Source organism: Gordonia sp. QH-12 (assembly GCF_001578675.1).
GTDB classification, from domain to species: Bacteria; Actinomycetota; Actinomycetes; order Mycobacteriales; family Mycobacteriaceae; genus Gordonia; species Gordonia sihwensis.
This window is the reverse complement of record NZ_KQ969282.1, coordinates 229,277-243,303: the sequence shown is the minus strand read 5'-3', so window position 1 is coordinate 243,303 and position 14,027 is coordinate 229,277. Positions and strand designations below refer to the sequence as shown.

General features: G+C 69.3%; 13 protein-coding genes. 8 read left to right on the top strand and 5 right to left on the bottom strand.

All coding sequences use genetic code 11. The annotated features are described in order from the left end of the window. Complete coding sequence (locus Y710_RS01060) at window positions 1-1,509, bottom strand: glutamate-cysteine ligase family protein (protein ID WP_062365974.1); 1,509 nt, start codon at window positions 1,507-1,509, stop codon at window positions 1-3. 72 nt (window positions 1,510-1,581) lie between these two features. Between Y710_RS01060 and Y710_RS01055 the strand changes: the two genes are divergently transcribed. The 6 genes from Y710_RS01055 (at window position 1,582) to Y710_RS01030 (ending at window position 8,151) form a co-directional block, all read left to right on the top strand. Further along, on the top strand, window positions 1,582-2,448 hold the full coding sequence (locus tag Y710_RS01055) for a PHP domain-containing protein (protein WP_101841659.1): 867 nt from the start codon (window positions 1,582-1,584) through the stop codon (window positions 2,446-2,448). 80 nt (window positions 2,449-2,528) lie between these two features. After that, the gene (locus tag Y710_RS01050; RefSeq protein ID WP_006895739.1) at window positions 2,529-2,918 is read left to right on the top strand and encodes a sterol carrier family protein; all 390 of its coding nucleotides are present in this window, start codon (window positions 2,529-2,531) and stop codon (window positions 2,916-2,918) included. Between the two features lie 117 nt (window positions 2,919-3,035). Further along, complete coding sequence (purF, locus tag Y710_RS01045; protein WP_006895738.1) at window positions 3,036-4,631, top strand: amidophosphoribosyltransferase; 1,596 nt, start codon at window positions 3,036-3,038, stop codon at window positions 4,629-4,631. A 112-nt stretch (window positions 4,632-4,743) separates the two neighbouring features. Further along, window positions 4,744-5,829 carry a phosphoribosylformylglycinamidine cyclo-ligase gene (purM, locus tag Y710_RS01040; protein ID WP_062365972.1) on the top strand — a complete coding sequence of 362 codons (1,086 nt, stop codon included), beginning with the start codon at window positions 4,744-4,746 and terminating at the stop codon, window positions 5,827-5,829. Window positions 5,830-6,022: 193 nt separating this feature from the next. After that, window positions 6,023-7,237, top strand: a complete 1,215-nt coding sequence (locus Y710_RS01035; RefSeq protein ID WP_062365969.1) for a saccharopine dehydrogenase family protein — start codon at window positions 6,023-6,025, stop codon at window positions 7,235-7,237. Beyond that, window positions 7,234-8,151 carry an oxidoreductase gene (locus Y710_RS01030; RefSeq protein ID WP_045540954.1) on the top strand — a complete coding sequence of 306 codons (918 nt, stop codon included), beginning with the start codon at window positions 7,234-7,236 and terminating at the stop codon, window positions 8,149-8,151. The genes Y710_RS01035 and Y710_RS01030 overlap by 4 nt, the downstream gene beginning before the upstream one ends. Window positions 8,152-8,178: 27 nt before the next feature. On the opposite strand, the gene Y710_RS01025 is transcribed toward Y710_RS01030, so the two are convergent. Further along, entirely contained in the window at window positions 8,179-9,309 is a 1,131-nt protein-coding gene (locus tag Y710_RS01025) for a saccharopine dehydrogenase family protein (RefSeq protein ID WP_062365967.1), read from the bottom strand. A 58-nt stretch (window positions 9,310-9,367) separates the two neighbouring features. Next, window positions 9,368-10,969, bottom strand: coding sequence for a succinic semialdehyde dehydrogenase (locus tag Y710_RS01020; RefSeq protein ID WP_062365965.1), 1,602 nt, complete (start codon window positions 10,967-10,969; stop codon window positions 9,368-9,370). 82 nt (window positions 10,970-11,051) lie between these two features. On the opposite strand from Y710_RS01020, the gene Y710_RS01015 reads away from it, so the two are divergent. Further along, the gene (locus Y710_RS01015) at window positions 11,052-12,074 is read left to right on the top strand and encodes an AraC family transcriptional regulator (protein ID WP_062365963.1); all 1,023 of its coding nucleotides are present in this window, start codon (window positions 11,052-11,054) and stop codon (window positions 12,072-12,074) included. On the opposite strand, the gene Y710_RS01010 is transcribed toward Y710_RS01015, so the two are convergent. After that, window positions 12,040-12,933, bottom strand: a complete 894-nt coding sequence (locus Y710_RS01010; RefSeq protein ID WP_062365961.1) for an oxygenase MpaB family protein — start codon at window positions 12,931-12,933, stop codon at window positions 12,040-12,042. The two genes, Y710_RS01015 and Y710_RS01010, sit on opposite strands and share 35 nt — an antisense overlap. Window positions 12,934-13,091: 158 nt before the next feature. Between Y710_RS01010 and Y710_RS01005 the strand changes: the two genes are divergently transcribed. Beyond that, window positions 13,092-13,673 (top strand): TetR/AcrR family transcriptional regulator, encoded by a 582-nt coding sequence (locus Y710_RS01005; RefSeq protein ID WP_197078074.1) that lies wholly within the window; start codon window positions 13,092-13,094, stop codon window positions 13,671-13,673. A gap of 136 nt (window positions 13,674-13,809) precedes the next feature. Here the strand turns inward: Y710_RS01005 and Y710_RS18390 are convergent, their stop codons facing one another. Beyond that, a complete protein-coding gene (locus tag Y710_RS18390) occupies window positions 13,810-13,989 on the bottom strand; it encodes a DUF3073 domain-containing protein (protein WP_006895729.1) in 180 nt (59 codons plus the stop codon). Window positions 13,990-14,027: the final 38 nt, after the last annotated feature.

Genomic DNA, 14,027 nt, shown 5'->3' with positions numbered 1-14,027 from the left:
TCACACCGGCCAGTTGTGCACCGGCTCGCCCTCGTGCATCAGCGACGCGTAGTCGCGGACCATTCCGCGCAGAGCGGCCGAGCGCGACTCGCCGGCGTCCTCGCGGGCCCGGACCGCCGCTCGTTGCCAGACCGATCCGGACTGACGTGTGGCGGCGCGCCCCTCGATCACTCCCAGATAGCGTCGCCTGGCCCGATCGGAGACCCCGTAGGCGATGAGTCCGCGTTCCGCGATCGGCAACAGACGACGCAGGACCAGTTCGTCGGGTCGTACCCATCCGATGTTCGGCCAGTACAGCTGTGCGCCGAATCCCCAACGCGCTCCGGCCGCGAGGTTCTCCCTGGCGGCGTCGAAGGACATCTGTGACCACACCGGCAGTTCGCTCTCGACGAGTCCGCGCACCAGACCGTAGTAGAACGCGGCGTTGGCCATCACGTCGACGACGGTCGGACCGGCCGGCAGCACCCGGTTCTCGACGCGTAGGTGCGCGCGGCCGTCGATGACGTCGTAGACCGGCCGGTTCCAGCGGTACACGGTGCCGTTGTGCAGGCGGAGCTCCTCGAGTTCCGGAATGCGGCCGGCGTCGAGTTCGACGAGCGGATCGACGTCGGTGGACACCGGGAGCAGAGCGGGGAAGTATCTCGTGTTCTCGGCGAACAGGTCGAAGATGGTGTTGATCCAGCGTTCTCCGAACCACACCCGCGGCCGGACCCCCTGGTTCCTGAGTTCGAGGGGCCGGGTGTCGGTCGCCTGCTCGAAGACCGGGATGCGCGTCTCGTGCCAGAGCGCCTTCCCGTCGAGGAACGGTGCGTTGCCCGCGATCGCCACCTGCACGCCCGCGATCGCCTGCGCGGCGTTCCAATGGGTGGCGAAGTCCTCGGGCGCCACCCGCAGGTGCAGTTGCAGAGAAGTGCACGCGGCCTCGGGGAGGATCGAGTCGCTGGTGGTGGCCAGGCGTTCGGCGGGTCCGCCGATCACCATCGGGACGCCGGTGATGTCGAGCTCCAGATCCTCTCCGCGTGCGGCGAAGATCTGCTCGTTCAGCAGGCTGTAGCGCGGGTTGGTGGAGATCCACTGGTGCGCGAAGTGCTCGCGGCCGAGAGTCGGCAGCATGCCGACCATCAGGAGATGATTGCCGGTCGAGGCCGCGCGTGCCTCCGCGCGGTTCAGCGATGCGCGCAGCCCCTGCTCCAGCCCCACCGTGTCGGCGCCGACGAAGGGCCGGGGCGAGACGTTGATCTCGATGTTGAACTGGCCGAGTTCGGTCTGATAATCCGGATCGGCGATCGCATCGAGCACCTCGGCGTTCGCCATCGCGGGCTCGGCGTTCTCGTCGATCAGATTGAGTTCCACCTCCATGCCGAGCAGCGGCTCGGGTGGCCGGCCGTGATCGGTGAACAATCCGTCGGTCAGCATCCGCGCGATGGCCTCGGTCCCCCGGGACACCTGCGCCCGGAAGCGCACGCGATCGGCTCCACTGAACTTCTGATGGCTCACTTCGGCGCCCATGCGGCAATCGTGCCGGAGACGGCCCCGGTGCGCGAGGGTTCGGGCCATTCGACCGCTGACTACAGTGTTCGCATGGCACCCGAGATGACCGCCGACCTGCACACCCACACCGCGTTCTCCGACGGCACCGACACTCCGGAGGAACTGCTCGCGGCCGCACGGGAGGCGGGCCTGCGGACGATCGCACTGACCGACCACGACACGGCGGCCGGCTGGGACGAGATCGCGGCCCGGGTTCGGTCGGGGATGCGCGTGCTGCCGGGCGCGGAGTTCTCGACCAAGCATCCGCGCGAGGACGGGAGCCTGGTGTCGGTGCATCTGCTCGGCTACCTCTTCGATCGCGACGACGCGGGGGTCGCCGGCGAGTGGCAGCGGATGAAGGACGAGCGCGCGGGCCGCGGTGCGCGGATCGTGGAGAACCTCGTGACCGCCGGTTACCCCATCACGCTGGCGCGCGTGCGGGAGATCGCCGGAGTCGGCAGTATCAGCCGCCCGCACATCGCGAGGGCGTTGATGGAGGCGGGAGTCGTCGCGTCGGTCGGGGAGGCCTTCGATGAACTCCTGCACGACGGCAGTCCGCACTACACCGCGCTGCGGTCGACCTCCCTGGTGGAGGGAGTCGAGATGATCGCCGCGGCGGGCGGTGTCCCGGTGATCGCTCATCCGCGTGCCCGGGCCGCGGCGACGGTGTTGACCGCCGACGTGATCGAGTCGCTGGTCGCGGTCGGACTCGCCGGCCTCGAGGTCCGCCATCCCGACCACGACGATGCGGCGCGCGCCGAACTGGCCGACATCGCGTCGAACCTGGGACTGCTGGCGACGGGCTCGAGCGACTACCACGGCGCCAACAAGACCCTGCGGATCGGTCAGGAGCGGACCGACGACGAGGTGGTGGAGCAGATCGTGGAGCGCGGAACGGTGGCACCCTTCACCGCGTGACGGCGCCGTTCACCGTGTGACGGGGGCCGCGGGCGGGCGGTCCGGGGAATGGTCGCCGGCTCGTCGGCGTTGGTGATGCCGTGGCACCACGAGACAGAGCTGATCCGGCGCAGACACGCGCGGCCGTCCTCGCCGTCGCGGACTGGCTGCGCGACGAGACCGCGCCCGCGCCGGGGCGGTCGGCGCTGGCCGCGGCCGTGCGGCTCACTGCGAGGACCGTCGCGCAGGAGGCTCCCGGCAACTCGGTGGAACTGCGCGTTCCTCCGTTCGTCGCGGTCCAGTGCATCGAAGGGGTGCGGCACACCCGCGGCACCCCGCCGAACGTGGTCGAGTCGTCGCCGCGCGAATGGCTGCTGCTGGCCACCGGACTCCTCGACTTCGACGACGCGCTCGCCGCGCACCGGATCAGCGTCTCCGGACACCGCGCCGGCGACGTCGCGAGCAGACTGCCGGTGGTCCCGCTGAACTAGCGGCTCCCAGCGCGGCGCTGCAGCGCGCGCCGCGCTGGATTTCGAGTTGTCCCGAGCGAAGCCGTAGACTGTGGTAACGGTAACGCCCGCCCAGCCCACGAAACCGGAGCGTATTACGTGACCGAGATGTCGATTCACTCTCCGAACCTGCTGAATCAGACCGGATGTGGCGGACCGTCGCACCCGAGCCCCGATGCGGATCAGCCCGAGAACGAGCCCCGCGAGGAATGCGGTGTCTTCGGTGTCTGGGCACCCGGGGAAGACGTCGCGAAGCTGACGTACTACGGCCTCTACGCTCTTCAGCACCGCGGTCAGGAAGCAGCCGGCATCTCCGTCGGAGACGGCTCGCAGGTACTGGTCTTCAAAGACCTCGGGCTGGTGAGTCAGGTCTTCGACGAGCAGACCCTTGCCTCGATGGTCGGTCACGTCGCCGTCGGTCACTGTCGGTACTCGACCACCGGATCGACGACGTGGGAGAACTCCCAGCCGATCTTCCGCAACACCGCGGCCGGCAGTGCGGTGGCGCTCGGTCACAACGGCAACCTCGTGAACACGGCCGAACTCGCCGAACGGGCACGGGAGTTCGGGATCTACGGCAGCGGGCCGCACGGCACGGCCACCTCCGACTCCGACATCCTCGGCGCATTGCTCGCGCACGGCGCGACCGACAAGACGCTCGAGCAGTCGGCGATGGAACTGCTGCCGACTGTCAAGGGCGCGTTCTGCCTCACCTTCCAGGACGAGAACACGCTGTACGCGGCACGCGACCCGCACGGGGTGCGGCCGCTCTCGCTCGGCCGCCTCGACCGCGGGTGGGTCGTCGCCTCCGAAACCGCGGCGCTGGACATCGTGGGAGCTTCCTTCGTCCGCGACATCGAGCCGGGCGAACTCCTGGCGATCGACGCCGACGGCGTCCGCAGCCGGCGCTTCGCCGAGCCGACCCCTGCCGGATGCGTTTTCGAGTACGTCTACCTGGCCCGGCCCGACAGCGTCATCCACGGACGTTCGGTGCATTCGACGCGAGTGGAGATCGGACGCCGGCTGGCCCGGGAACGTCCGGCCGAGGGCGACCTGGTGATCCCGGTCCCCGAGTCGGGTACGCCCGCGGCCGTCGGTTACGCGCAGGAGTCGGGCATCCCTTACGGGCAGGGCCTGATGAAGAACGCCTACGTGGGACGCACCTTCATCCAGCCCTCGCAGACCATCCGCCAGCTGGGCATCCGCTTGAAGCTGAACCCGTTGCGCGAAGTGATCCGGGGTAAGCGGCTCGTCGTGGTCGACGATTCGATCGTGCGCGGCAACACCCAGCGCGCGCTCATCCGGATGCTGCGCGAGGCCGGCGCCGCCGAAGTCCACGTGCGCATCGCCTCTGCGCCGGTCAAATGGCCGTGCTTCTACGGGATCGACTTCGCCTCGCCCGCGGAACTGATCGCCAACGGCTCGGACTCCAAGGAAGCGATGGTCGAGAGCGTCCGCCAGGCCATCGACGCCGACTCGCTCGGGTACATCAGCATCGACGAGATGATCAACGCCACGGAACAGCCGCGTGCCCAGCTCTGCGCCGCGTGTTTCGACGGCCGCTACCCGATCGCGCTGCCGCAGGAGACGACGATGGGCAAGGCCGTGCTGGAGAGCATGCTCAAGGGCTCGATGAACGGCGCCGATCCGCTGACGGCATCGAATGACAACGTCAGCGCAGTGATGCGGCCCTGACCTTCGGCGCCTCGCAGCGCTCCCGGATCCCCTCTGCACTCAGGTACCGTGAGTGCGTCCCACCGCCCGAACGGCTGACTGTCAGCTGCAGAATTTCAGGAGAATCAAGAATATGACCGACGGGTCTGTCGACAAGCCGACGGCCGGCGCATCTTATGCGGCAGCGGGCGTGGACATCGATGCCGGCGAACGCGCCGTCGAACTCTTCGCACCTCACGCGAAGCGCGCGACCCGTCCCGAGGTCCTCGGCGGGCTGGGCGGCTTCGCCGGCCTGTTCTCCCTGAAGGACGACTACCGCGAGCCCGTTCTCGCGGCCTCGAGCGACGGCGTGGGGACCAAGCTGGTCATCGCACAGGCGATGGACAAGCACGACACCGTCGGGCGCGATCTGGTCGCGATGGTCGTCGACGACCTCGTGGTCTGCGGCGCCGAGCCGCTGTTCCTGCAGGACTACATCGCCGTCGGCAAGGTGATCCCCGAGATGGTCGCCGACATCGTCAAGGGCATCGCCGACGGCTGCGTCGACGCCGGATGTGCGCTGCTCGGCGGCGAGACCGCGGAGCACCCGGGTGTGATGGAGGACGGTCACTACGACATCTCCGCCACCGGCGTCGGTGTGGTCGAGGCCGATTCCATCCTGGGACCGGATCGTGTCCGCGCGGGTGACGTGGTGATCGCGATGGGTTCGTCCGGCCTGCACTCGAACGGCTATTCGCTGGCGCGGAAGGTGCTGCTCGACTGGGGGCACATGGATCTGGCCGGTCACGTCGAGGAGTTCGGTCGGAGTCTCGGTGACGAATTGCTCGAGCCGACCCGCATCTACGCCAAGGACTGCCTGGCACTGGCTGCCGAGAGCGACGTCCGCACGTTCGCGCACGTCACCGGCGGCGGCCTCGCCGACAATCTGGCGCGCGTGCTTCCGGCGGGCCTGTCCGCTGAGCTGGAGCGCAACACGTGGAGCCCGGCCCCGATCTTCTCGTTGATCGCCCAGCGCGGCCGAGTGGAGCGGGCCGAGATGGAACGCACCTTCAACATGGGCGTCGGCATGGTCGCCATCGTCGCTCCCGAGGACACCGACCGTGCGCAGGCGATCCTCACCGCGCGTCATGTGGACAACTGGGTGCTCGGCACCGTCAAGCGCGGCGAACCCGGGGCTCGCGGCTCGGTGGCTCTGGTCGGCGATCACCCGAGGTTCTGAACTCGGCGCCGGTCCGGCGGACGGTTGTGAGGAACGGCACTTCATATGTTGACGCCGTTAACCTAGCGGGTTAGTCTCGCGTTGTCAGTGTAAACATCTTCTGGTGTTCCGCCGTGCCGTCGGTGTCGATCGCAGACGGTGCTGCGCTGACGGGATCCGCACGCACTCGACCGTCAACAGATGGAGATCGACGATGCCCGACCTTCCCCAGAACCGCCGATTCGACCTGGTGCTCTTCGGCGCCACCGGATTCACCGGTGAACTCACCGCGGAGCACCTCGCGGAGCATCTGCCGGACGGGGCGCGGTGGGCGCTCGCCGGCCGGAACCGGGACAGACTCGATGCCGTCCGCACCCGCTTGGCGGCGGTCGCTCCCGCGGCCGCCGAGCTCGAACTGCTCATCGCCGACACCACCGACCCCGAATCGTTGCGCGCGGTGGCCGAATCGGCTCGGGTCGTCATCACCACCGTCGGCCCCTACCTCCAGCACGGCGCGCCGCTCGTCGCAGCGTGCGCGGCCGCCGGTACCGACTACGTCGACCTCGCCGGTGAATCCGAATTCCTCGATCGGATGTACATCGCTCATCACTCCACGGCGGTCCGGACCGGTGCCCGTCTGGTGCACGCCTGCGGATTCGACTCCATCCCGCACGATCTCGGTGCATTCTTCACGGCCAAGCAACTGCCCGACTCCGCGCCCGCGACCGTCCGCGGTGTGGTCCGCAGCAATGCGATGATCTCCGGCGGGACGCTGCACTCCGGACTCGGCCAGATCGCGCGGCCGCGGCAGATCCGTCGGGCCGCGGCCGACCGTGCCAGGCTCGAACCGCCGACGGTCGGGCGCCGCGCACGGGTGCGGGCCGGCGCTCCCCGCAGGGACGGTGTGCTCGGCCTCTGGCTCCTGCCACTCCCGACGATCGACCCCCAGATCGTCAAGCGTTCGGCTGGTGCGCGCGATGAATACGGGCCCGACTTCACGTACTCCCACTACGCGGGTTTCCGCAGGCTGGTGATGCTCGCGGCCGCGGCCCTCGGCGTCGCGACAGTTGCCGTCGCCGCGCAGATCCCGCCGCTGCGCCGCCTCATCGGCGCCTGCCTTCCCCAGGGCACCGGACCGTCGCCGGCTCGCCGCGCACGCTCCTGGTTCTCCGTCGACTTCATCGGTGAAGGCGGTGGCCGGACGGTTCACACGCAGGTGCGGGGCGGCGACCCCGGCTACGGTGAGACCGCGAAGATGCTGGCCGAATCGGCCATGTGCCTGGCCTTCGACGCCAATCCGAAGGTGAGCGGCCAGGTCACCACGGCCGCGGCGATGGGCGACAACCTGGTGCGGCGCCTGACCGATGCCGGGATGACCTTCGCCGTTCTGGACACCGACGGCGCACCGGTCGACGGGGTGCGATCGTGAGCTGGTCGACCGCGGACATCCCGTCTCAGTCCGGTCGGGTCGCGGTGATCACCGGGGCCAACGGCGGACTCGGGCTGGCCACCGCTCGAGCGCTGGCAGGGAAGGGCGCCCATATCGTGATGGCAGCCCGCAACCAGAGCAAGGCGCGCGACGCCGAGGAGACGATCCGGCGAGCCGCACCCGGTGCGTCGGTGGAGATCGTTCCCCTCGACCTCGCGTCGCAGGCGTCGGTGAAGCAAGCCGCCGAGACGGTCCTGGCCGGTCACGATCGCATCGATCTGTTGATCAACAACGCTGGAGTGATGGCGACACCGGAAGGCCGGACGGTCGACGGCTTCGAGACCCAGCTGGGCACGAATCATCTCGGACACTGGACGTGGACCGCGCTTCTGCTCCCCGCGGTGCGCCAGGCTCCGGCCGGGCGGGTCGTGACGCTTACCAGCATCGCCCAGCACCAGGGCGGCAACCTGGACCCGGCCGATCCGCATCTGCACCGCCGCTACCGTCCGTGGAAGGCGTACGGCAACTCCAAGCTTGCGAATCTGCACTTCGCGATCGGCCTCGACCGCAGGCTGCGCGCCTCCGGCGACCGGGCGATCGCGCTGTCGGCGCATCCGGGTCTCACCGACTCCGAACTGCAGTCCACCACCCATGCTTCGGGAGGCGGGGGAATCGCTGGGTGGCTCGGTGATGTGGGAGCCGACCTGGTCGGGATGACGACCGACCGCGGTGCGCTCAGTCAGTTGCGGGCCGCCACCGATCCGACGGCGCGCGGCGGAACCCTCTACGGTCCGGCCTTCGTCTCCTTCGGTCCGCCCGTGCGCAAACCGCTCTTCCCGTTCGGCGTCGACGCCGGGATCCGCGCACTGTGGGAGATCTCGGAACGCGAGACCGGGGTGCCGATCCGGCTGTGAGGCCGGTCGACACTCCGGCGGGTCCACTCACACCGGTCGCCGTGACCGAGGGTCTGCGCCGACGGTCAGCCCCATCTCGGCTCCCGCGGCGAGGAGCGTGTCGAGGCCGAATGCTTCGACCGGTCCGACGACGCCCGGCTGCTCGCCGTGGCCCGAAGCGAGACGGTCGGCCGCCCACGCCATCAGCTCAGCGGTGAGGTCGTAGACGTTCGGGCCAGTGGCGTGGACCTCGGCCAGCACGGCGCCGCCGCGGTCGCGCGCCACCGCGACGGTGTGCGCGCCGCTGCGGGAACGCTCGGCGGCGTCCGGACCGCCGGGCGCTCCGCCGGAGCGGCCGGTCACGGCGGCGACGAGTCGTCGGCCGGGTTCGATGCGGACCGCGGTGTTCACGACGGCGGACAGCAGGCTCATGGCCCGGCTGAGCTCGGGGAACCAGCCGTTGTACACCTCGACGGATTCGAGGTGCGGAAACGCCGGAGGCAGGAACAGCACCTCGGTGCCGGTGGCGAGCATCGCCGCCTTGCGGCGAGCGCCGGCGCCGAAGGTCAGCACTCGGCTCGCGGCCCGCTGGTCCTCCAGCCGCCCGTTCTTCCAGACGGTGACCGGCAGCGTGATGGCGTCCGACATCGTGGCGCGGGTGCCGGAACTGAGACCGCGTCCGCGGCGCAGTGAGCCGTCGACGAAGTAGCCGATGTCGAGCGACCGCGCGGAGTCGCCGGCCTCCCGGGCGGCGACGGCTCCGGCCAGGACCCCCGGTACGTAGTCGTTGCCGAAGGCCGGAACCATGACGGCGCCGGTCTTGCGGGCCACGGCGTCGTGACGTTCGTGGATCGCGCGCACGAATCCCACTTCGCCAGTGGAGTCGACGTAGTGGGCACCCTGCTCGGCTGCCGCACGTGCGGCAGCGAATCCGAGCCGCTCGAACGGTCCGACGGTGGTCACGAGCACGTCACCCGGTTCCACCAGAGCCCGCACGCTGTCGAAGTCGGTGACGTCGGCGACCTGGGTGTCGAGTCCGCCGAAGCGTTCGGCGGTGGCGGCCAGCGCCTGCGGCCGCAGGCCGGCGATCACGGGTCGGGCGCCGCGGCGGACGAGCGCCTCCACCGCCAGCCCGCCGGCATAGCCGGTGGCGCCGAGTACAACGATTCTTCCGGTCATGTGAGCCCTCCTCGGGGGGATGGTAGGTCGCGGTCATCCGCCGGCGCGGGTGAACCGGTCAACGAACGCCGATTCTCTTGAGGGTCTTCAGTGCGACCGTCAGCATCGTCGCCCACGCCCGGTGAGAGATGCCACGCGGGGGAGTGAAACCCAGAACTCGCTGGTGAGCGATGGTTTGCGCTTCGGTGTACTTGAGCAGGCCCTCGGATCCGTGCCTGCGCCCTACGCCGGAGTCACCCATGCCGCCCATCGGCGAGTCGATGCTTCCCCATGCCGCGGCGAAGGCATCGTTGACGTTCACGGTGCCGGCGTGCAGGCGTGACGCGACGGCATGGCCGCGGGCCGCATCGCGGCTCCAAACGCTGGCGTTGAGTCCGTACGGTGTGGCGTTCGCGCTCGCGATCGCCTCCTCGACGTCGCTGAAGGAGTAGATCGAGACGACCGGACCGAAGGTCTCGTGATCGTAGAGCGTCATCTCCGAGGTGACGTCGGTCAGAATGGTCGGCTCGTAGAACAGCGGTCCGAGATCCGGGCGGGCCCGGCCGCCGGCGAGGACCGTCGCGCCTTTCGCGACCGCGTCTTCGACGTGCGTTGCGACGGTCTCGAGCTGCGACTGCGTGGTGAGGCAGCCGACGTCGCTCCGGAAGTCGTAGCGTCCGCCGAGTTCCAGTGCGCGGGTGCGCTCGACGAATGCGGCGACGAATTCGTCGCGGACGCTCTCGGCGACGTAGAGGCGTTCCACCGACACGCACAGCTGCCCCGTGGATGGGAAGCAGGCGCTGACGGCGCCGTCGGCGGCACGGGCGATGTCGGCGTCGTCGAGCACGAGCATCGCGTTCTTCCCGCCGAGTTCCAGCGACGCTCCGATCAGTCGCTCGCCGGCCTCTCGCGCGATGTGCCGGCCTGCGGCGGTGGAACCGGTGAACATCATGTAGTCGGCGTTGCGCATCAGTGAGTCGCCGATGGAGCTGCCGCGTCCGACCACCATCTGCCAGAGGTCGTCGGGCAAGCCGGCCTGATGCATCAGATCGAGGGCCCACAGTGCCGTGAGCGCTGTCTGGGTGTCCGGCTTCTGCACGACGGCGTTGCCTGCGAGCAGTGCCGGGATCGCGTCTCCCGCGGCCATGCTGAGCGGGTAGTTCCAGGGCGAGATGATGGTGACCACGCCCTTGGGATGGCGGAGTTCGGTGGTCCGGGTCAGCAGGGGGATCGCGCCACGACGACGCGCGGGTGCGAGCAGTCGGCTCGCGCTTCGCGCGTAGTACCGGGCGGCGATGGCGATGTCGGTGACTTCGAGGAAGGCGTCGCGCCGGGTCTTGCCGCTCTCGGCTTGGATGAGGTCCATGACCTCGTTCCGGCGGTCGAGGACGAGGTCATGGAAGCGCAGGAGGATTCGCTTGCGTTCGCTGACGGGAGTCGCGGCCCACGAGGCCTGGGCGCGCCGGCCGCGGGTGAAGGCCTCGTCGACATCGGACGGCGTGGAGACCGGCAGGTCGGCGAGGGGCGCGCCGGTGTAGGGCATCGTCGTACCGACGCGCGCGGCTGTCGGAGCCGCCGCGATACGGCTCGTCAGGTGCGCGATGCGGGACGGCGTCAGCGATGCGGGCAGTCCGGAGACTGCGGGTTCGGACGTCGCGGGCGAAGATGAACGGACTGTCATCGGTGGCTCCCATTGAAGGTTATCGGCGTTAACATACGAAGGTAGCGATGGATGTTAGCACTGTCAACAAGGAGGGTGGGCTGTGGCTGATCCGGCGTGGAGAAGTCTGCGGCGCGGCACGTCGGGCGGCGTCGCGAGTCTGGTGGAACTCGGCGAGGGTCATGGGCTCGATCCGGCTGACTGCCTGCAGGGAAGCGGACTGCGACAGAGTGACCTGCGTGTCGACGGGGCGGTGGTCCTGGCGGAGCAGGAACTGGCAGTGATCGCCAACATCGTCTCGCTGCTGAACGACCCGCCCGGTCTCGGCATCGAGGCCGGGCGGATGGTGAATCTGGGAAATCTCGGCATCTTCGTGTTCGCGATGCTCTCCAGCGAGACGCTCGGGGACGCGCTGGAGGTGGCGACGACGTTCGCGAGTCTGACCAATACCTACTCCGACCTGTCGGTGACCTACGACGAGAGCGGCTCGGACGTCCGGCTCGAATGCTCGTTCGGCGACGTGAACGACGACGTCCGACCCTTCATCCTCGAGCGCGATCTGACGGTCATCGCCGGTCTGGTGCCGATGGTGCTCGGCGACGTCGTCCTGCCGCGGGTGGAGGCGGAGGTCGATCGGACGCGTGGGGCTCTCGTCGCCTCGGTGCTGCCGACGGAGGAACTCGTCTGCGACGCGGGACGCACGGCGCTCGTCGTGCCGCGCGAATGGATGAGCCGCGGCCTTCCCCACGCGAACGCCGAGACCGCACGCCGGTGCATCGCCCAGTGCGAGCAACAGCTCGAGCAGCGCCGCCTCGGTGCGCGGTCGCTCGTGTGGGCGAGGCTGCACGGCAGTGACGAGCCGGTGCAGTCGCTGACCCGACTGGCCGGCGAACTGCACGTCGATCGCCGGACCCTGCAGCGCCGTCTCGCTCGCGAGGGCACCACGTTCCGGGCGTTGCTCGAGGAGTCCAGACGGATCCGCGCCGCCGAGGCGTTGACCGGCACCGACCGTCCGGTGGCGGAGATCGCGGCTGGGCTCGGAGACGCCGAGACCGCGGCCTTCACCCGCGCCTTCACCCGGTGGTACGGCGTCACGCCGACCCGCTACCGGGCGCGGAACGCGTGAGCTCGCCCGCGGAACCTGCGGGCCGGACCGCGGTGTGACGATCGGGGAGCACTTCGCGGACCATGAAGAACGCCGCCCGGACCACGGCTCGCATCGTCGTCGTCACGACGGGCCGCGGCTTCGGCAGGCCGAGCGCCTCGAGTACGTGGTCGTCGTGCAGAGAAAGAATGAGAGGCTTTGCGAGCCAACGGAACCCGCGCGGGAAGACCCGTTCGCCGAACTGTGCGACGAGGGTCTCGCTCACCCGGTGGCCGGCTTCGGAGGGAGCGAACCAGGCGGGGTCGGCCTCGTAGGCCCGCATCGCCCGGATCATGCCGTCCCATGTCTCGGGCATGTCCCGGACGCCCAGATACTCGCCGATCGTCCGCCAGTGCCGCACTTGAGCTTCCTTCTCCACGTCGGTGAACCCGGGCGCGCCGACGATCTCGGTGAGGCAGTCGATCTGCACGGTGAAGTAGGCGATGGTGTGGATGAAGGTCTCGTTCGACATCGAGTAGTGCCGCGCGTAGCTGTCGTGGATGCGCTTGATCTCGGCGGCGGAGCTGCGGGCCTGCGGGCTCCCCGCACCGTCGTACATCCATCCGGTGAGATAGCGGATGGTGTCGTCGGTGCGCCGGTCGCCGTGGTGGTAGACCTTTCCCTTCCCGTCGCGATCGACGGCGGCGGCTCCTTCGAGCTCACCCATCACCCGCATGAGGGACACGGTGAACAGCAATTCGAGGAAGACCCGTTCACCGACGGGCGGAAGCAGCGACTCGAGCGTCAGTCGGACGATCCGTTCGCTGTCGGCGACCGGGTCGAGGGTCGCGATCTCGCGGCGTATCCATTTGCGGGGAACTGCTCGGCGGGTGTTCGTCATGTCAGTCGACGCTAGTGGCGGCCGGGGCGGCACTGAAGGCTGCGAGGCGACCGGTATTTGATACTTTGCGACACTCCGTGACGCTCGCGGCGGTGCCACGGCCTGCGGTGGCCGGGTCAGGCACAGACGAGTCGAGACCGCGGCGATTGTTAGGGTTGTTGACTGTGCCGACCTCGTACCACCACGGTGACCTGCCCGCAGCGCTCGTCCGGGCGGCGGTGGAGATTCTGGAGGAGGGCGGTGCAGGCGACCTCTCGCTCCGCGCGGCGGCACGGCGCGCCGGCGTGTCGAACGCGGCACCGTACCGTCATTTCGCCGATCGGCGCGCCCTTCTGTCCGCCGTGGCCGCGGTGGGATACCGGGACCTGGCGATCGAACTGGCCGCAGTTCATCCCGCGCCCGCATCCGCGGACGATCTGGCCGACGTCGGGATCGCATACGTACAGTTCGCGCTGTCGCGGCCGGGCCTGTTCCGGGTGATGTTCGCCGAGCCGTGCGACCCGGCCGATGAGGAACGGACCTCGGCCGCCGAGACCATCAACGCGTACGTCGAATCCATCGTGGCGCGGGTCTTCCCCGATGCCGAGCCCGAGCCGATGGCCGTCGCAGTGTGGGCGCTCGTGCACGGCCTGGCGTTCCTGTATCTCGACGGCAAGTTCGATTCCGGAACGCCGGGCGACGTGGACGAGCGAGTGCGCGCGGCGGTTCACGCGGTGCTCTCGGCGACCCCGCGGACATGACGACCGCGCGGGTCGGCGCGACGCGAGAAACCCCGCGTCGCAGGACGACGCGGGGCTCTACGAATGTCAGGCCATCAGTCTGGGCATGAGCGCCCGGGCTGACCGCCCGTACGAGCGGGTGCGTGCGACAGCGCCGTCAGGCGTGTCGCCACTCCTCTTCACTGTTCCAGCTCTCGCTGTCCGACCACGAGTCGTGGGACTCTTTCCTGCCACCAGAGAGTTCACGCTGGAGACTATCGAAGTCGGTACTCGGAGCGGAGTACTTCAGCTGACGTGCAACCTTCGTCTGCTTTGCCTTTGCCCGGCCGCGGCCCATGTGGGACCCCCTCGCACAGTGACGGGGCGGCCATCGGT